Annotated in this window: 18 protein-coding genes; 11 read left to right on the top strand and 7 right to left on the bottom strand. The window is 55.0% G+C overall.

Annotated elements, in window-relative coordinates; all coding sequences use genetic code 11:
• Positions 1–64: 64 nt before the first annotated feature.
• Positions 65–1,324 carry an NADP-dependent isocitrate dehydrogenase gene (gene icd / locus K787_RS0109585; RefSeq protein ID WP_022962585.1) on the bottom strand — a complete coding sequence of 420 codons (1,260 nt, stop codon included), beginning with the start codon at positions 1,322–1,324 and terminating at the stop codon, positions 65–67.
• Between the two features lie 379 nt (positions 1,325–1,703).
• Between icd and K787_RS0109580 the strand changes: the two genes are divergently transcribed.
• From K787_RS0109580 to K787_RS0109535, 10 genes are all read left to right on the top strand, one after another.
• The gene (locus tag K787_RS0109580) at positions 1,704–2,138 is read left to right on the top strand and encodes an NUDIX hydrolase (RefSeq protein ID WP_022962584.1); all 435 of its coding nucleotides are present in this window, start codon (positions 1,704–1,706) and stop codon (positions 2,136–2,138) included.
• A 1-nt stretch (position 2,139) separates the two neighbouring features.
• The gene (gene mnmA / locus K787_RS0109575; protein WP_022962583.1) at positions 2,140–3,270 is read left to right on the top strand and encodes a tRNA 2-thiouridine(34) synthase MnmA; all 1,131 of its coding nucleotides are present in this window, start codon (positions 2,140–2,142) and stop codon (positions 3,268–3,270) included.
• Complete coding sequence (gene hflD, locus K787_RS0109570; RefSeq protein ID WP_022962582.1) at positions 3,267–3,887, top strand: high frequency lysogenization protein HflD; 621 nt, start codon at positions 3,267–3,269, stop codon at positions 3,885–3,887. The genes mnmA and hflD overlap by 4 nt, the downstream gene beginning before the upstream one ends.
• A complete protein-coding gene (locus tag K787_RS0109565) occupies positions 3,880–4,770 on the top strand; it encodes a DMT family transporter (RefSeq protein ID WP_022962581.1) in 891 nt (296 codons plus the stop codon). Before hflD ends, K787_RS0109565 begins: the two co-directional genes overlap by 8 nt.
• A gap of 40 nt (positions 4,771–4,810) precedes the next feature.
• Positions 4,811–6,181 carry an adenylosuccinate lyase gene (gene purB / locus K787_RS0109560; protein WP_022962580.1) on the top strand — a complete coding sequence of 457 codons (1,371 nt, stop codon included), beginning with the start codon at positions 4,811–4,813 and terminating at the stop codon, positions 6,179–6,181.
• 141 nt (positions 6,182–6,322) lie between these two features.
• The gene (locus K787_RS0109555; RefSeq protein ID WP_022962579.1) at positions 6,323–7,495 is read left to right on the top strand and encodes a ribosomal protein uL16 3-hydroxylase; all 1,173 of its coding nucleotides are present in this window, start codon (positions 6,323–6,325) and stop codon (positions 7,493–7,495) included.
• Positions 7,488–8,507: a GNAT family N-acetyltransferase gene (locus K787_RS24675; protein WP_022962578.1), complete on the top strand. Its 1,020-nt coding sequence runs from the start codon at positions 7,488–7,490 to the stop codon at positions 8,505–8,507. The genes K787_RS0109555 and K787_RS24675 overlap by 8 nt, the downstream gene beginning before the upstream one ends.
• Positions 8,504–9,322 carry a secretin N-terminal domain-containing protein gene (locus K787_RS0109545; protein WP_022962577.1) on the top strand — a complete coding sequence of 273 codons (819 nt, stop codon included), beginning with the start codon at positions 8,504–8,506 and terminating at the stop codon, positions 9,320–9,322. The genes K787_RS24675 and K787_RS0109545 overlap by 4 nt, the downstream gene beginning before the upstream one ends.
• A gap of 496 nt (positions 9,323–9,818) precedes the next feature.
• A complete protein-coding gene (locus K787_RS0109540; protein WP_022962576.1) occupies positions 9,819–11,414 on the top strand; it encodes an isocitrate lyase in 1,596 nt (531 codons plus the stop codon).
• A gap of 188 nt (positions 11,415–11,602) precedes the next feature.
• Positions 11,603–12,052 (top strand): acyl-CoA thioesterase, encoded by a 450-nt coding sequence (locus tag K787_RS0109535; protein WP_022962575.1) that lies wholly within the window; start codon positions 11,603–11,605, stop codon positions 12,050–12,052.
• A gap of 76 nt (positions 12,053–12,128) precedes the next feature.
• Here the strand turns inward: K787_RS0109535 and K787_RS0109530 are convergent, their stop codons facing one another.
• The 6 genes from K787_RS0109530 to ppsA form a co-directional block, all read right to left on the bottom strand.
• Positions 12,129–13,091 carry an OmpA family protein gene (locus K787_RS0109530; RefSeq protein ID WP_022962574.1) on the bottom strand — a complete coding sequence of 321 codons (963 nt, stop codon included), beginning with the start codon at positions 13,089–13,091 and terminating at the stop codon, positions 12,129–12,131.
• A 104-nt stretch (positions 13,092–13,195) separates the two neighbouring features.
• Positions 13,196–13,783: an RNA polymerase sigma factor SigX gene (sigX, locus tag K787_RS0109525; RefSeq protein ID WP_022962573.1), complete on the bottom strand. Its 588-nt coding sequence runs from the start codon at positions 13,781–13,783 to the stop codon at positions 13,196–13,198.
• Positions 13,784–13,820: 37 nt separating this feature from the next.
• Complete coding sequence (locus K787_RS0109520) at positions 13,821–14,642, bottom strand: mechanosensitive ion channel family protein (protein ID WP_022962572.1); 822 nt, start codon at positions 14,640–14,642, stop codon at positions 13,821–13,823.
• 2 nt (positions 14,643–14,644) lie between these two features.
• Complete coding sequence (locus tag K787_RS22705; RefSeq protein WP_022962571.1) at positions 14,645–14,911, bottom strand: hypothetical protein; 267 nt, start codon at positions 14,909–14,911, stop codon at positions 14,645–14,647.
• An 87-nt stretch (positions 14,912–14,998) separates the two neighbouring features.
• Positions 14,999–15,484 carry a ribonuclease E activity regulator RraA gene (gene rraA, locus K787_RS0109510; protein WP_022962570.1) on the bottom strand — a complete coding sequence of 162 codons (486 nt, stop codon included), beginning with the start codon at positions 15,482–15,484 and terminating at the stop codon, positions 14,999–15,001.
• 1 nt (position 15,485) lies between these two features.
• The gene (gene ppsA / locus K787_RS0109505; RefSeq protein WP_028614787.1) at positions 15,486–17,864 is read right to left on the bottom strand and encodes a phosphoenolpyruvate synthase; all 2,379 of its coding nucleotides are present in this window, start codon (positions 17,862–17,864) and stop codon (positions 15,486–15,488) included.
• A 151-nt stretch (positions 17,865–18,015) separates the two neighbouring features.
• On the opposite strand from ppsA, the gene ppsR reads away from it, so the two are divergent.
• On the top strand, positions 18,016–18,834 hold the full coding sequence (gene ppsR, locus K787_RS0109500) for a posphoenolpyruvate synthetase regulatory kinase/phosphorylase PpsR (protein ID WP_022962568.1): 819 nt from the start codon (positions 18,016–18,018) through the stop codon (positions 18,832–18,834).
• Positions 18,835–18,840 lie beyond the last annotated feature (6 nt).

The following is an 18,840-nucleotide window of genomic DNA, read 5'->3' as shown; positions in this document are numbered from 1 at the left end:
CCTACTCGATGTGCAGATATAACAAGGCCGGCATTAGCCGGCCTTGTCAGTTCTGGCTTGATACTCAGCTCATGCTGGCAATCAGGTCATCACCAAACTCGGAACATTTGCGCAGGCTTGCACCTTCCATCAAACGCTCGAAGTCATAGGTTACGGTCTTGTTGGCAATAGCGCCTTCAGTCCCTTTGATGATCAGATCAGCTGCTTCCAACCAACCCATGTGACGCAGCATCATTTCTGCGGACAGAATCAGCGAACCGGGGTTCACCTTGTCCTGACCTGCATACTTGGGTGCCGTGCCATGGGTCGCTTCAAACATGGCAATGGAATCCGACAGGTTAGCGCCGGGAGCGATACCGATACCGCCCACTTCTGCCGCCAGCGCATCGGACAGGTAGTCACCGTTCAGATTCAGAGTTGCGATCACATCATAATCAGCCGGGCGCAGCAGGATCTGCTGCAACATAGCGTCAGCGATCACATCCTTGACGACAATGTTTTTGCCAGTCTTCGGGTTCTTGAACTGCATCCAAGGGCCGCCATCCAGCAGCTCAGCACCGAAATCGTCACGTGCAACTTCGTAGCCCCATTCCTTGAAGGCACCTTCGGTGAACTTCATGATGTTGCCCTTGTGCACGATGGTGACCGATTCGCGATCGTTATCCACGGCGTACTGCAGCGCTTTTTGTACCAGGCGCTTGGTACCTTCAAGGGAAACTGGCTTCACACCAATACCGCACATGTCGCTAAAGCGGATCTTGGTAACACCCATTTCTTCCTGCAGGAACTTGATCACCTTGATCGCTTCCGGCGAGCCGGCTTTGAATTCCACACCGGCATAGATGTCTTCGGAGTTCTCACGGAAGATCACCATGTCCACATCACCCGGCTTCTTGACGGGGCTAGGTACACCGGTAAACCAACGCACGGGGCGCTGGCACACGTAAAGGTCGAGCTGCTGACGCAGGGCTACGTTCAAGGAGCGAATTCCGCCACCGACGGGGGTAGTCAGAGGGCCCTTGATGGAGACCACATATTCTTTGACCGCATGCAGGGTTTCTTCTGGCAGCCAGGTGTCCTGGTCATATACCTGGGTCGCCTTTTCACCAGCGAACACTTCCATCCAGGAAATCTTGCGCTTGCCGCCGTAAGCTTTTTCTACTGCTGCATCAACCACCTTCATCATCACTGGCGAAATGTCCACGCCAATACCATCACCTTCGATATAGGGAATGATCGGGTTGTGCGGCACATTGAGGGACAGGTCGGCATTTACAGTAATTTTGTCGCCGTTAGCCGGCACCTGAATCTTTTGGTATCCCATTATTGACTCCGTTTACGTTGTCGTTGTCATGAATGGCTACGGATGGTAATCCGTAACCAGAAATACGTTAATGCTGGTGTGCGTATTGTTGTAGTTTTCCTACAAAATGTCACGCGCTTTCATCTATTGCAGGCTGTTTTGCCTAGATCTATACCGATCAACTTCGTTTCAAAATCTGTCTATAACTCATTATGTAGTATCACTACATAGGCACTACATAGGTACTAGGTAGTTACTAAAACAGCCACTAAATAAGCGCCCTAAAGAATCCTAGCCTGTTTTAACACCAAATCCACTGCGGATAGGGCCAATTGCGACGGATAGAGTTCACCCGGCAGGCGCTTTGAGCTACCCTATGCACCCTGCCCAGGAGCCATCCATGCGTTTTTTGCCCCATGTCACTGTCGCCACTATTATCGAAGAGCAAGGCCGCTTCTTGATGGTGGAAGAGTACCGTGACAACCGCCTAGTTTTAAATCAGCCAGCGGGTCATGTGGAAGAAGACGAAAGTCTTATCCAGGCCGCCCTGCGCGAAGCGCTGGAAGAGACTGGCTATAGCGTGAAACTGTCTTCGGTGGTCGGTATCTACCTGTTCAAGGCCGATAATGGCGTCAGCTATCAGCGCAGTTGTTTTGCCGGAAAGGCGATACAGCACCACCCACAGCGGCAACTGGATGATGGCATAGCCCGCGCCATATGGTTGACGCTGGATGAGCTCAAACAACGCCGTCAGGATCTACGCAGCCCTCTCGTCCTCGCTTGCATTGAGGACTACCTGAGCAAACCCCACTATTCACTGGATTTGATTCGCTGACATGACATTCTCGAACAACAAAGCGCCGGACCAGACCCGAGTCATCGTTGGTATGTCCGGCGGTGTTGATTCCTCCGTATCGGCGGCCCTGTTGCTAGAGCAGGGTTATCAGGTCGAAGGTCTGTTCATGAAGAACTGGGACGAGGACGACGGCACTGATTACTGCACCGCGATGGACGACCTGGCCGACGCCCAGGCTGTCAGCGACCGCCTGGGCATCACGCTGCATACGGCCAACTTTGCAGCGGAATACTGGGATAACGTGTTCGAGCATTTTCTTGATGAATACAAGGCTGGCCGCACGCCGAACCCGGACATCCTCTGCAACCGCGAGATCAAATTCAAGGCATTTCTTGATTACGCACTCATGCTCGGCGCTGACCTGATAGCCACGGGGCATTATGTACGCAGAGCCGAACACGAGGGCCAGACAGTGCTATTGCGCGGCCTGGATACCAATAAAGATCAGAGCTACTTTTTGCATGCTGTGGCTGCGCCTCAGATTGCGCGCACGCTATTTCCTGTGGGCGAGCTGGAAAAGCCGGCAGTTCGCCAGATCGCCGAGAAATATCAACTGGCCACTGCCAAGAAAAAGGATTCCACCGGAATCTGCTTTATTGGCGAACGGCGCTTCAGCGACTTTCTCAAACAATATTTACCCGCCCAGCCTGGCGATATGGAAACCACCGATGGCCAGGTGATCGGGCGCCATCATGGCCTGATGTACCACACCATCGGCCAGCGTCAGGGCCTGGGGATCGGCGGCATGAAAGATGCCAGCGACACACCCTGGTATGTACTGCGCAAGGATCTTGCACGCAACGTACTGGTGGTGGGCCAGGGCAATGAACACCCTTGGCTGTATGCGAGTGCCTTGACCTGCTCGTCGCTCTATTGGGTCAATCCCTTTGAAGTGACCCGGGCCATCCCTCTTACGGCCAAGGTACGCTACCGGCAGTCCGATCAGACCTGTACGATTGAACCCAGCTCCGAAGGCTACCTGATTCGTTTCGAGCAGCCCCAGCGAGCCGTTACCCCCGGCCAATCGGTCGTGCTCTACCAGGGCGAGATCTGTCTGGGTGGCGGCGTAATTGAAACGGCTATTCCCGCATTTGACGAGGATCCTGCGTGACTCAGGCTGAAGAACAAGTAATAGCGCTCGGTGCGATATTTCAAGCGGCGATCCTGGTCGACAAATTGGCGCGCACAGGACAAATGAGTGAGGCTCCGGCCTCTTGCCTATTGAACAGTATCCTGGAGCGCTCACCCGACGACGTGCTGCAAATTTATGGTGGCTCGGTCTACTCCATTCGCCAGGGCGTTCAGGCGCTACAGGCGATGTTGGAACGGGATACCGCCAGCCTTCAGCGTGATGCCCTGCGCTACAGCATGAATCTGCTGACGCTGGAGCGGCAACTGGCCAAGCGCGACGATATGCTCAGCGTACTGGGCCAGCGCCTGGAACAAGCCAGTAACCAGGTCGAGCATTTCGGCATACTGCATGACAATGTGACTGCCTCCTTAGGCAGCATTTATCAGGATACGCTCAGCACGCTGCGCATGCGGATTCAAGTGCACGGCGATATGCGCTATCTGCAACAGCCGGATACCGCTAACCGCATACGCGCCCTACTGCTTGCCGGCATTCGTTCAGCGCGCCTGTGGCGTCAATTGGGTGGGCACCGCTGGCAACTGCTGATATCCCGGAAAAAACTGCTGGATGCAACCCGGTCCGTACTCAATGGTTGAGTTGGTCCGGCTGGACCAGCCGCGCAAGGGTGCGCTGCTGCTGGCGACCTCGGCATTGCTCTTTGCGCTGATGGGCATCCTGATCCGCGAAGTGTCAGTGGGTGTCAATAACGAGAATGTAGTGTTTTTTCGTAACCTGCTCGGGGTCGTTTTTTTCCTGCCGATGATCATGGTCAAGGGCCTGGCCCCCTTCCGCACCCAGCGTCTTGGGCGGCACTTCATGCGCACCTTTTATGGCCTGGGAGCGATGTATTGTTTTTTCTATGCCATTGCTCATTTACCCCTGGCTGATGCCATGGTTTTCACCTATGCGGCCCCGGTATTTACCCCGCTACTGGCATGGTGGTGGCTGCGCGAATCGCTGACGCCACGCATGATGTTTATGGTGCTGCTCGGGTTTGCCGGGGTGTTACTGGTCGCCAAGCCCAGCGGCGCATTGTTTGATCCTATCGGTGTCGTCGGCATCGCGGCGAGTTTGCTGGCGGCCTGTGCGTTTGTGTCGATTCGCGTCATGAGCAGCACGGAGCCTGCGACGCGCATGGTGTTCTATTTCGCCTTTTTTTCCACACTACTTTCCTCCATACCGCTGTTGTGGGCCTGGCAACCGTTGACGGCAGAGCAGCTCGGCATGCTGGTCAGTATTGGCTTGATCGCCACCGTCAGCCAGCTGATCATGTCCAAGGCGTATACCGTGGCACCTCCAGGCAAAATCGGGCCACTTAGCTATCTGGCGATCGTCTTCTCGGGTCTATTCGCCTGGTTTTTGTGGGATGAAGTACCGGATATTTCCTCCTGGATCGGCGCCGGCCTGATTTTCGCATCCACATTGATCAGCATTGCAATGCCCGGCACGCAGGTAAAGCCGCGCCAATCTGGTGTATGATTTCACCCTTTTCCGCCCTACTTCTTTGACGAGACCGCCTATGCAACTGTCTTCTCTGACCGCCGTATCCCCGGTTGATGGCCGTTACGGCAGCAAAACCGCCAGCCTGCGCCCTATTTTCAGCGAGTACGGATTGATCCGTTGCCGCGTTCAGGTCGAGGTGCGCTGGCTGCAGTGTCTCGCTGCACATCCTGGGATACCCGAGATCGGACCCTTTTCTGATGAAGCGAACGCGCTGCTTAACCGGCTGGTTGATGATTTTCAGCTTGAGCACGCCGAACGCATCAAGGAGATTGAACGCACCACCAATCACGACGTCAAGGCAGTGGAGTACCTGCTGAAAGAGCAAGTTGCCGGGCTCCCTGAGCTACAGGCGGTCAATGAGTTCATTCATTTTGCCTGTACTTCCGAGGACATCAATAACTTGTCCCATGCCCTGATGCTGAGCGCCGGGCGTGATCGGGTGATGCTGCCACTGATGCATCGCGTGGTAGCAGCGTTGCGCGCACTGGCCGTAGCCCATGCCGATGTACCCTTGCTATCCCGTACCCATGGCCAACCCGCCTCCCCCACCACTATGGGCAAGGAACTGGCCAACGTGGTTTACCGGCTAGAGCGGCAGATCAGCCAGATCAGCGCCGTGCCTCTACTGGGCAAGATCAATGGCGCCGTGGGCAACTACAACGCGCATTTGTCTGCCTACCCGGATGTTGATTGGGAAGCCAATGCGCAAACCTTTATCGAGCAAATTCTCGGCCTCGATTTCAACCCGTACACCACCCAGATCGAACCGCATGACTATATTGCCGAGCTGTTCGACGCGGTAGCCAGATTCAACACCATTCTGATCGACTTTGATCGGGATATCTGGGGCTACATTTCCCTAGGCTATTTCAAACAAAAAACCATCGCTGGCGAAATTGGTTCCTCGACCATGCCGCATAAAGTTAACCCTATCGATTTCGAGAACTCTGAAGGCAATCTTGGTATTGCCAATGCTCTGCTCCAGCACCTGGCCAGCAAACTGCCGGTCTCCCGTTGGCAGCGGGACCTTACCGATTCCACTGTATTGCGCAACCTCGGCGTTGGCTTCGCGCACAGTGTTATTGCTTACGAGTCCACTCTGAAAGGAATCAGCAAGTTAGAGCTTAATTCTCAACGTATTGCTGAAGATCTGGACAACTGCTGGGAAGTCTTGGCGGAGCCGATCCAAACAGTCATGCGCCGTTACGCGGTGCCAGATGCCTACGAGAAGCTTAAAGAGCTGACCCGCGGAAAGGGCATAACGCCTCAAGCCCTGCAGGCCTTTGTTGATACCCTGGAGATTCCCGCAGAAGCCAAGCAGGAACTCAAAGCGCTCACACCAGCCAACTATATCGGTAACGCCTCGCAGCAGGCCCAACGGGTCTGATACGGGCTACCTCCTGAGCGACTCTGCTGCCTTATAGCGCCCATTCATTGGCAGGCAACAAGTCGCTACAGGTAAACCCACTACGTTCTTATCTTTCATTCCGGGCTGAATGAAGCAGCCCGCACCCTTTCAGAGGCTCTCATGTCCGATACCCCAGCGTCTGCGCTTGGCGATCTCTCCCCCGAGGTATTCCTGCGTGATTACTGGCAGAAAAAGCCGCTGCTGATTAGGCAGGCCTTTGCGGGATATGAAAGCCCCCTTTCTCCCGACGAGCTAGCTGGCCTGGCATTGGAAGAGGAGGTTGAATCGCGGATTATCCTTACTCACGGAAAGACGCCCTGGGAGCTTCGCCAGGGCCCCTTTGGCGAGGACGATTTTAAGACTCTACCCGAGCAGGATTGGACGCTGTTAGTCCAGGCGGTAGACCAGTTCGTGCCAGAGGTAGCCGAGCTAAAGTCTGCCTTCCGCTTTTTGCCGAGTTGGCGTATTGACGACATCATGATCAGTTATGCTGCGCCGGGTGGTAGCGTAGGTCCGCATTTCGATAATTACGATGTTTTTCTGCTGCAGGCCCACGGCCGCCGGCGCTGGAAAATTGGCCAGCATTGCACCCCAGAAAGCCCGTTACTGGCACATCCGGACCTGCGCATACTGCAGGACTTTGAACAGCAGCAAGAATGGGTGCTGGAGCCAGGCGACATGCTTTACATACCGCCTGGCGTGGCTCACTACGGCATTGCTGAAGACGAGTGCATGACCTATTCCGTTGGTTTTCGTGCCCCCAGTCATCAGGAAATATTGCTGCACTTCACCGATTTTCTTGGTCAGTATCTCAATGATCAGGATCGTTATAGCGATGCCGGCATGCCGGTGCCGGCCCACCCTGCAGCCATTGATGATGCGAGTATTGAGCGCCTGCAAGGTATTGTGCTGGAGCTGGTTCAAGACAAGGCAGCGTTAGCGACCTGGTTCGGCCGTTTCATGACCGAGCCGCGCTACCCTGAGATGCTTCAGGCTCAGGAGTTTGAGTCGCATTTGCTGCAAGAAGAGCTGGATAACGGTTACGGGCTGACGCGCAACCCCAATGCGCGCCTGGCTTACCGTGAGGAGGGTGAGGAGCATGTGATGCTTTTTGCCACTGGTGAGCACTGTTTGCTGCCTGCTACTTTGTTGCCCCAGGTTCAGCTAATCTGTGAACAGGAGTATCTGGAGCCTGAAACGCTACTGAGCTGGCGGCAAAATCCAGAAGCCTGGACACTGCTGGAGCAACTCCTGGCCAAGGGAGACCTTCTGCTGGAGGGAGAAGATGAATGAAATCGACGTCAGCGTGGTTGACTGGCTAACTACTGCAGCATTGCGGGATATCCGCACTCAGGTGTTTATAGATGAACAGGGCGTACCCGAAGCCCTGGAGTGGGATGCCGACGATCAGTCTGCCACGCATTTTCTGATGTGCGCCGAGGGTGAGCCGCTGGGTACTGCCAGACTGCTCGATGACGGGCATATCGGCCGGGTGGCTGTTCTACCTGCCTGGCGAGGAAAAGGCTTGGGTGAGCGCCTGATGCGGGAAGTCATGGCATATGCACAGGGCCGCGGCATGGACACCCTGCTGCTGTCCGCCCAGGTTCAGGCTCAGGGACTCTACCAGCGCTTGGGCTTTATCAACTGCTCGCAACTTTACATGGAAGCAGGAATTCCCCATATAGCGATGCGTTGGCAGGCCGAAACACTCGCCATTTCAGAACTGCCAGCCATAGAATTCAGCTCTCCGGGCACCTATCCTATCCACAACCCACCGGCCGAGCCGCGTACGAATCGAGCAATTGACCTGCCCTATCAACTCGGCGATCAGCGTGAGTTGGTTGAAGTCAATGAAAGCACCGCACTTGATCATGTGTGCCTCATGCTTTCCCAGGCGCAGCGCCAAGTGATCGTCTACGCTGCAGATCAGGCGGTCTGGATGTTCAATCGCCGCGACGTACTCAACGCACTCGAGCAACTCATAGGCCGCCAGCCCAAATGCCGGATCAGAGTGCTTTTGCAGGAAGCCGGAACACCTTTCCTCCAGGGGCACAGCCTGGTTAACCTGATGCATCGCTTCCCGAGTCTCGTGGATATCCGCAAGCAGCACCCGGATCGAGAAAAGGAGCCACATGTCTATATGCTGGTGGACAACAGCGGCGTGCTGATGCTGCCCAAGGCAGCGCATCGCCAAGGCTTCGCCCGCTATCATAGCCCCGATCAGGTCAGGCGCTGGGGCAGGCATTTTGACGAGCTCTGGGCCACTAGCCAAAGCGATTCTGCCATTCGGAGATTTCTACTATGAACAGGCCCTGGCTAGCCAAGTTGTTACTGTTGCTGGTGCTTGGTTATGGCGGTTCGGCACAGGCCGCACCGACCACCGAGATTTTCCATCTCGGCTACGGTATGGCTGAGAACATGATTCCCGCTATTGAGCCCATGCTCAGGGATGACGAGCGTGTGTCTGCTTATGGTAGCCAACTGATCGTACGCGCAGAGCCGGAGCGCCTGGAAGAGATACGCGCGCTACTGGCCGAACTGGATCGCCAGCCAGCACAGTTGCGCATCAGCGTTGCCAGCTCGGGAGAGGTTCTTAGCAGTGAACGCGGTTATCAAGTGGACGGACGTTTAAAGACTGACCCTGCTGATATCGTCATAGGTGACCCTCGCAACGGCAACCAGGCGCGCGTCATTCAGCGCAGCACGCGCGGCCAGAATGATGGCATGCGCCAGATAACCGCCAATGAAGGCTACCCGGTGCTGATTCAAACGGGTCAGTCGGTCCCGCTGCAGTCTTACACTACTGATGTTTACGGCCGGGTAATAGAAGGGACTCAGTACCGGGATGTGACCCAGGGCTTCTACGCCACGGTGCGTTTGAATGGTGACTTGGCAACTATCACCCTCAGCGCTAACCATGACAGCGTCAATCGTAATGATAGCCGGGTCATTGATGTCCAGCAGACCGACACCGTGGTTACCGCACGCCTCGGAGAGTGGATCACAGTGGGCGGTATCGGCGATAGCGCACGCAGTAGCGGTACTGATATCGGCCGCAGCACCAGTACCCGCAGCCAAAATGACAGCAGCATCCGGCTCAAGGTGGAGCGGGCAAACTAGCGCAATCGAGCTAGCCAAACTGTCCCGGGCGGAAAGTGTAGTGGCATCAAAAAAACACTACATGCGCATTGACTTATTGCCGATCAAGTCGCATTATTGCGTCGCTCCCGCTAGCCAGGGGGTCCGAAAGGGCTCTCCGGATCGGATCCATGAACCATTGGATCGATCAGTGTCTCAACAGCTCATAAGGCCGTTCGACGAGGTTGCGACTGGAACGAAGTTGTCCTGAGGGACGGGGAAGCGATTTAACGTCAGTCTGAATGATTGCTAGATTCACTGCTCTACCTGCGGATATATCTATGTCCAGGGTACGCATGACACAGATCATGCTCGGCAGTTTCGGTCATTCACCTGCTCATGCCCCCTCCCCCTGTGGATTCCTTTCTTCCAGTCCTGTTAAGACACGCTGCGGTGCACCGTCCATGCATAACCTTTAGCAACTGGGTTTTGGCTGGAAATTCGTGCTCAACCAAACGCAAACCTTGAAGGATTGACCATGTCAGCTTATCAAAACGACATCAAAGCCGTCGCCGCTCTGAAAGAATCTGCCGGCAACAGCTGGAGCGCTATCAACCCCGAGTCCGTCGCCCGCATGCGCGCTCAGAACCGTTTCAAGACCGGCCTGGATATCGCCAAGTACACTGCTGCCATCATGCGTAAAGACATGGCCGAGTACGATGCCGACTCCTCTGTCTATACCCAATCACTGGGTTGCTGGCACGGCTTCATCGGTCAGCAAAAGCTGATTTCCATCAAGAAGCACCTGAAGACCACCAACAAGCGTTACCTGTACCTGTCCGGCTGGATGGTTGCTGCGCTGCGTTCCGATTTCGGCCCGCTGCCTGACCAATCCATGCACGAGAAGACTGCTGTTTCCGGTCTGATCGAAGAGCTGTACACCTTCCTGCGCCAAGCCGATGCCCGTGAACTGGATCTGCTGTTCAGCGATCTGGATGCGGCCCGCGATGCTGGCGACAAGTCCAAGCAGGATGAAGTTCAGGCCAAGATCGACAACTTTGAAACTCACGTTGTGCCGATCATTGCCGATATCGATGCTGGCTTTGGTAACCCTGAAGCCACTTACCTGCTGGCCAAGAAAATGATCGAAGCGGGTGCTTGCTGCATCCAGATCGAGAACCAGGTATCCGACGAGAAGCAGTGTGGTCACCAGGATGGCAAGGTTACCGTTCCTCACGAAGACTTCCTCGCCAAGATCAACGCTGTTCGCTACGCGTTCCTTGAGCTGGGTGTTGACGATGGCGTGATTGTTGCCCGTACCGACTCCCTGGGTGCCGGCCTGACCAAACAAATCGCCGTAACCAAAGAGCCAGGCGACCTGGGCGACCAGTACAACTCCTTCCTTGATTGTGAAGAAGTGTCTCCTGCTGACATGAAGAACGGTGATGTTGTTCTTAACCGCGGCGGCAAACTGCTGCGTCCCAAGCGCCTGCCAAGCAACCTGTTCCAGTTCCGTGCTGGCACGGGCGAAGATCGCGTCATCCTGGACTGCATCACTTCCCTGCAGAACGGCGCCGACATGCTGTGGATCGAGACCGAGAAGCCCCACGTTGGTCAGATCGCGGCTATGGTTAACCGCATCCGCGAAGTCATTCCGACCGCCAAGCTGGTTTACAATAACAGCCCGTCCTTTAACTGGACACTCAGCTTCCGTCAGCAAATATTCGATACCATGACGGCTGAAGGCAAGGACATGTCCGCCTACGATCGCGCCAAGTTGATGAGCGTTGATTACGACGAAACCGAACTGGCTCAGATTGCTGATGAGAAAATTCGCACCTTCCAGGCCGACGGTTCACGTGAAGCGGGCATTTTCCACCACCTGATCACTCTGCCGACTTACCACACTGCCGCGCTGTCTACCGACAACCTGGCCAAAGGTTACTTCGCAGAGCAAGGCATGCTGGCTTATGTCAAGGGTGTTCAGCGCCAGGAGCTACGTCAAGGCATCGCCTGCGTTAAGCACCAGAACATGGCTGGCTCCGACATCGGTGACAACCATAAAGAGTACTTCGCTGGTGAAGCCGCTCTGAAAGCTGGCGGTAAAGACAACACCATGAATCAGTTCAGCTGATAGCTGAGTAGGCTGGTGTTTGAAAAGGGCCACCTTCGGGCGGCCCTTTTTTTTGCTCCAATTATTGGCTCTTACTGTCTGCCTGCGGCTGTCTCAAGTACAATGCGCCCTCCCTCACGCCTGCCCCCACCTTTTTTATTGTTACGGGAGATATAGGGCAGCTTTAACGTCGCAACAGGTTTATTAGCATGGCACGCCTTACCCTTGAGTTCCCTGAAAACCAGTTTTACTTCACCACCCAACTTACTGTGCGAATTACCGATATCAATGCGGGCAAACATCTAGCCAATGATTCCATGGTCTCGATGATCTCCGAAGCACGCGCCCGCTTCCTGTATCAATTCGGTATCGAAGAAGTCAGCGATAAGGACACAGGCATCATCGTTACCGATCTCGCCACCACCTACAAGCGGGAGGCTTTCGCACGGGACGCCCTAGTGTTTGAGGTAGGTATGATGGATCTGAACAAGTACGGCGGGGATATTATCTTCAGGATCAGCAAGGCAATCGGTGGCGAGCTGGTCGCGCTGGCCAAGTCGGGCTTTGTTTTTTACGACTTCACCACGTCCAAGGTGACGCCCATGCCGGACGATTTTCGCTTGCGCTTCCCCGGGGTGAATTACATCCACAGCAGCTGATATAACAGCGTATTTTCTGAATAGCAGACATAAAAAACCCGGCCGAAGCCGGGTTTTTTAAGCTAAGCAGTCGCTATTAACGAACTTCTACTTCAGCTTCTACTTCAGCTTCAACGCGACGGTTCATGGCACGGCCACTATCAGTCTCGTTATCAGCGATCGGGCGAGACTCGCCATAACCGGCAGAGCTAACGCGCGAGGAGTCTACACCTTCGCTGATCAGAGCTTCACGTACCGAATTGGCACGACGCTCGGACAGGTTCTGGTTGTAGCTGTCGCTGCCGACGGAGTCAGTGTGACCTTCAACAGTAGTAGTTACTGAAGGGTAGGTCTTCATGAACTCGGCCAGGCTCTGAATGTCCTGACGGAACTCAGGGCGGATGGTGTCACGATCGAAATCGAACTTGACATCCAGCTCAACACGGACTGACTGCATTTCTGGCTCTGGCTGGGGAGCTGGAGCAGGTGCAGGGGCCGGTGCGGGAGCAGCTTGAGCAACTGGGGCAGCAGCGCCACCGAAGTTCAGACCCAGGCCAACGCCAGCGGACCACTCGGTGTTCTTGCTATCGATGCCGTACAGCGCATCAACGCCAGCTTTAACAAAGAAGTTATCGCTCAGGTAGTTCTTGATACCAACGCCGGCCATAGCCATGGTGGTACGATCGCGCTGGCTGGTGCCAACCTGATCCAATTCCTGGTGACCGAAGCCGCCGGAAACGTAAGGACGGATGTTGCTCTGACCAAAGTGATAAACAGCTTCGATAGCCATCAGGCGACCGTCGATGTCTTCGCCAGTGGCGTCGTCTTCAAGATTCGTGTATTTGCCCAGGTTAACGTTCAGCAGCACATCATCGGTCAGGAAGTAACCAATACCGCCACCCACCAGAGCACCGTCGTTCATGTCGCGGTAGCTGTCTGTGAAGTAGCGATCTGCAAACGCTTCAACTTCAACGGAACCGGCGCTCTGAGCCATGACTGGCAAGGCAGAAGCAGCGACAACGGCACCGACAACAATACCCAAAGTGTTTTTCAATTTCATCTGTAAATCCCCATCAAATCCATATTAGGACGTTAACTTGCGCAAAACTCCGGGTAAGTATAACAGAAAACCTGAAATGCAAGCATAGGTATTTAAAAAATCCGCTAGAAGGGGTTGTCTATGCTTTTACGTAATTTCTCGAGCGCCCTCTTATAACGCATTTTCGTAGCGCTAAGACCCATATGCATAATGTCGGCTATCTCTTGAAACTCCAGCTCCGCCACAAAGCGCAGTACTAGAATCTCGCGGTCCACCTGATTTACATGCACCAGCCAGCGATCAAGACTGGGCCGATCAGCGACAATATTGGTGGAACTATCTACAACTTCTTCGGTCTCGTCTTGGTCCAGACTTAATGCGTCCATTAAACGCCGCTTGCGCTTCTCTTTGCGGTACTGGGTTATACATTCATTGTAAGTAATGCTGTAAAGCCAAGTCTTGAACTTGGCTTTACCTTCAAACTGCCGCAAGCCGTGTAATACCTTAAGCATCACTTCCTGACATACGTCATCGGCATCGCGGTCGTTGCCCAGATAGCGCGCACAGACATTGAAGAGCGTGCGTTGGTAGCGGCGCATCAATTCTTCGTAAGCAACAGTGGTATGAAACAACTCCCGATTGGCTCTGGCCACCAACTCCTCGTCCGACAGCTCGGCAGGATTGTAACGGGTCGTCTGATGTGGGCTAGTCAAGGTACGGGATCACCGAAATAAGCAGAGACTGGCACCTTCAGCGGGAAACGCGGCTGGCTATCAGGGTGCGGTTCGATATGGAGACGATCTGGCCCTGATCATCCAACAGCTGGGTCTTGACCGTGCCGATCTCCTCAATCACACCTTCCAGCTCATCCACTCTGATACGGTCCCCTACCTGATAGAGCTCGCGCACATATATGCCGGCAATAATCTGGCTAACCATTTCCCGGCTCCCCAGGCCTAGCGCCAAGGCAGCCGCCGCGCCAAAGGACACCAGTACGATGGCTATCACCGTATTGAGCAACGCTGTCTCGATCTGCAACTGACCAATAGCCAGGGATACCGTAATAATAACCAGAAGGCCCTGTACGAAGCGGCCCAGACCGCTGGCGTAATCTGCGCCGATACTTTCAGCTGCGCCGCGCACCACACCGTTAACCAGATGAGACAGCAACAAGCCTGCCAGCAGAATAAGGGCAGCACCCAGGACCTTGGGCAGATACAACGTAAAAGCGTCCAGCGTGGCCGACACTCGACCCAGCCCGAGGGACTCGGCCGCAGAGACAATAAAGGTCAGCACGACAAACCAATAGACGACTTTACCAATGACAGTCGACATCGGCGCATTGATACCAATGCGCTTGAGCATCTTGTTGACGCCGGCGCCAGCCATCAGTCGATCAAGACCAAGCTTGGCCAGGCCTTTGCTCAGCAACGTGTCAACGACTTTGGCAATTACCAGCCCGAGCAGCACGATAAACAAAGCCGCAACCAGATTGGGAATGAAGGCGGCAACCTTATTCCATAACGTCGCCATTGCGCCTACAAAGCTCTGACTCCAGATATCCAGTTCCATGCTTAGTTCATCTCTTTTGATTCAGGGCTAACAGAAAGGGATTCATGCGTCGACCTGCGGCTAACCGGGCGGGAATGCTTCAGTGCCCGCGACCCGCCCTCGGACAAGACCCAGCCCCAGCGCGCAAACAGGTTAATCAGATCAAAAACGCCTGCGTGCATATGCGCCTTGTGCAGCACCCGATCGAGGCGATGATCCTCGACCGGGGTCGATTGGTTGGTTTCAGCGCGCATCAATTCACGCAGCCGGCTTTCGATAGGGTCTTCCATCATCACCTCCGCAAGGTCGAGTTACCTGGATTGGACGCACGGAGGCGGCTGAATGTCACCTACCACCACGGCAGGCGACAAAAGCACTCAGGCAGGCATTTCCAGCGCCTGGGCAGAAACGATAATGCCGTTGTTATCAGCAAAGACAAACTCACCGGGCCGGAAGGTGACTCCAGCAAAGGCGACAACAACGTTCAGATCGCCTCTGCCGCGCCTGTTGCTCTTCATCGGATGACTAGCTAAGGCCTGAATCCCGAGCGGCGTCTGCGCCAGTATATCGACGTCACGAACACATCCGTAGACGATGATTCCTTCCCAGCCATTCTTGGCCGCTTTCTCTGCCAGCATGTCGCCCAACAGAGCGCAGCGCAATGAGCCGCCACCATCGACGACCATCACCTTGCCGCGGCCATCCTGCTCGACATGCTCCTTGACTACGGAGTTGTCTTCAAAACACTTGACCGTGACAATCTGACCACCGAAGGAATCGTGGCCGCCGAAGTTGCTGAACATCGGCTCCAAAACGGACACATCCGGGTAGGCATCACATAGATCGGGGGTAACATAGTGCATATCAGCTCTCCTCCACGACATTTTCAGACAGGAAAAACCAGGTATCCATTACCGAGTCCGGGTTCAAGGACACACTCTCGATACCCTGCTGCATAAGCCAGCGAGCCAGGTCGGGGTGATCGGACGGGCCCTGGCCGCAAATACCGATGTACTTGTCGGCAGCCTGACAGGCCGAAATGGCCATAGCCAGCAACTTCTTGACCGCCGCGTTACGTTCGTCGAATAGATGCGCGATGATCCCGGAATCCCGATCCAGACCGAGCGTCAACTGAGTCAAATCGTTGGAGCCAATAGAGAACCCATCAAAGTGCTCGAGAAACTCCTCGGCCAGCAGGGCGTTGGCCGGCAGCTCACACATCATAATCAGGCGTAGTCCATTGTCACCACGCTTGAGCCCATTCTCGCCGAGCAGCTCTACAACCTGTTTGGCCTCACCCACGGTACGCACGAAGGGCACCATTATCTCGACATTGGTCAGCCCCATAACATCGCGCACATATTTCATTGCGCGGCATTCCAGCTCGAAACAGTCACGGAAGGAGTCGCTGATATAGCGTGATGCGCCGCGGAAACCGAGCATCGGATTTTCTTCTTCCGGCTCGTACAATCGACCGCCGATCAAGTTGGCGTACTCATTGGACTTAAAGTCAGATAGCCGAACAATCACCTTCTTAGGCCAGAACGCGGCCGCCAAGGTGCTTATGCCTTCAACCAGCTTCTCGATGTAGAAGCCAACCGGGTCATCATAGCCGGCGATACGCTTCTCGACGCTGTCACGCACGTCTGCAGGCAGGCTGTCAAAATTCAGCAGCGCCTTGGGATGCACACCAATCATCCGATTGATGATGAATTCCAGACGCGCCAGGCCAACACCTTCGTTGGGCAAATTGGCAAAATCGAAGGCGCGATCCGGATTGCCGACGTTCATCATGATCTTGAACGGCAGGGCGGGCATTGCATCAACACTATTGGTACGAATATCGAAGGACAGTTGTCCGGCGTAAATCGTGCCCGTATCGCCTTCGGCACAGGACACCGTTACTTCCTGGCCGTCGCGTAGCTCTGAGGTGGCGTTGCCGGTGCCGACTACCGCGGGAATACCCAGTTCTCGAGCAATAATCGCAGCATGGCAGGTACGCCCGCCGCGGTTGGTGACGATGGCGCTGGCGCGTTTCATAACCGGTTCCCAATCCGGATCGGTCATATCTGAGACCAGCACATCACCCGGCTGAACCTTGTCCATTTCAGTCACGTTGTGAATGATGCGCACCCGCCCTGCCCCAATACGCTGACCGATCGCCCGGCCTTCTACCAGTACTTCGCCCTTTTCCTTGAGCAGGTAGCGTTCCATCACATTGACGTTGTTGCGGCTCTTTACTGTTTCGGGGCGGGCTTGAACGATATACAGCTGGCCGTCATCACCGTCCTTGGCCCACTCGATATCCATCGGCCGGCCGTAATGCTTTTCGATGATCAGCGCCTGGCGGGACAGATTGGTAACCTCGTCGTCACTCAGGCAAAAGCGCGAACGTTCTTCCTTGTCGACATCCACAGTTTTAACCGAGCGCCCGGCGCTGGCCACTTCGCCATACACCATTTTGATCGCCTTGCTACCCAGATTGCGGCGCAGAATCGCCGGGCGGCCTGCTTCCAGGGTGGGTTTGTGTACATAGAATTCGTCAGGATTGACCGCGCCTTGCACAACCGTCTCACCCAAGCCGTACGCACCGGTGATAAACACCACATCGCGGAAGCCCGATTCGGTATCCAGGGTAAACATGACGCCAGCGGTGCCCGTTTCGGAACGCACCATGCGCTGCACACCAGCAGACAGGGCAACCAGTTTGTGATCAAACCCCTGATGCACGCGATAAGCAATGGCCCGGTCATTAAACAAGGACGCGAACACTTCCTTGGCGGCGCGGATGACGTTATCCACCCCACGAATATTCAGAAAGGTTTCCTGCTGGCCGGCAAACGAGGCGTCTGGGAGATCTTCGGCAGTTGCGGAGGACCGCACCGCTACAGCCAGGTTGTCATTACCGTTGGAGAGCTCGGCAAATGCTGTACGGATCGCCTGATCCAGCGCCTCAGGGAACGGCGCATCCATAACCCATTCGCGGATCTGTGCGCCGGTGCGGGCCAGCGCATTCACATCCTCCACATCCAAGGCGTCGAGCGCTGCATGGATACGTTCGTTTAGACCACTTTGTTCCAGAAATTCGCGGTAGGCTTCTGCCGTGGTAGCAAAACCGCCGGGGACGGAAACACCGGCGTGGGCCAGGTTGCTGATCATTTCGCCAAGGGAAGCGTTCTTGCCGCCTACCCGCTCGACGTCATCAACGCCCAGATGCTCGAAGGACACTACGTACTCTAACAAGGTGATCTCTCCGTAAATCAATGAATTTAGGTCCGCCGCAGGGCGGATATCTGGCCTGTATGAGACAAATGCGCGACAATGCGGCCACAGAGGCCAGCGGGGCATTCCAACTGCCAGCCGCCTCAGCCACCGACATATTAAGGCTTCACGCATGAAACGCACCGCTTTTTTCATTTCCGACGGCACGGGCATCACTGCCGAAACATTGGGTCAGAGCCTACTTTCGCAGTTTGAGAACATCGAGTTCTCCAAGCTCATCAGACCCTATGTTGATACCGTCGAAAAAGCGCGAGACATGGTACAACAAATCAATGCAGCTGCCGAGCGCGACGGTGAGCGCCCGATCATTTTTGATACCGTGGTCAACCGTGAAATTCGCTCCGAGCTCGCCAGTTGCAACGGGTACATGATTGACATCTTTTCGACGTTTCTCGCCCCCCTTGAGCAGGAATTGGGAGATGGATCGTCTTACTCGGTCGGCAAATCCCACTCTATCCAGCACAACCATCACTACCAAGATCGTATTGATGCAGTGCATTTTGCGATGGATAACGACGACGGTGCGCGCACTCAGCAATATGACAATGCCGATATCATTCTGGTTGGCGTGTCGCGCTGCGGCAAAACGCCCACCTGCATTTATCTGGCATTGCAATATGGCATCCGCGCGGCCAATTACCCGCTGACCGAAGACGATATGGAGCGCCTGCAGCTGCCGCCCGCACTCAAACAGCACAAAGAAAAGCTGTTTGGTTTGACCATCGAACCCGAGCGACTAGCCAGCATTCGCGACCAGCGTCGGCCTAATAGCCGGTACGCCAGTTTCGCTCAGTGCGAGTTTGAAGTACGCGAGGTAGAAAACCTGTTTCGTCGGGAGAACATTTCCTTCGTCAACTCCACCACCTTCTCTGTGGAAGAGATATCGGCAAAAATACTGGTGCAGATGGGGATCGAGCGCCGGCTCAAATGAGCTGTC

This window comes from Halopseudomonas pelagia CL-AP6 (assembly GCF_000410875.1).
Classification (GTDB): Bacteria; Pseudomonadota; Gammaproteobacteria; order Pseudomonadales; family Pseudomonadaceae; genus Halopseudomonas; species Halopseudomonas pelagia.
The sequence above is the reverse complement of the archived record's forward strand: the minus strand, read 5'-3'. Positions and strand labels throughout refer to the sequence as shown.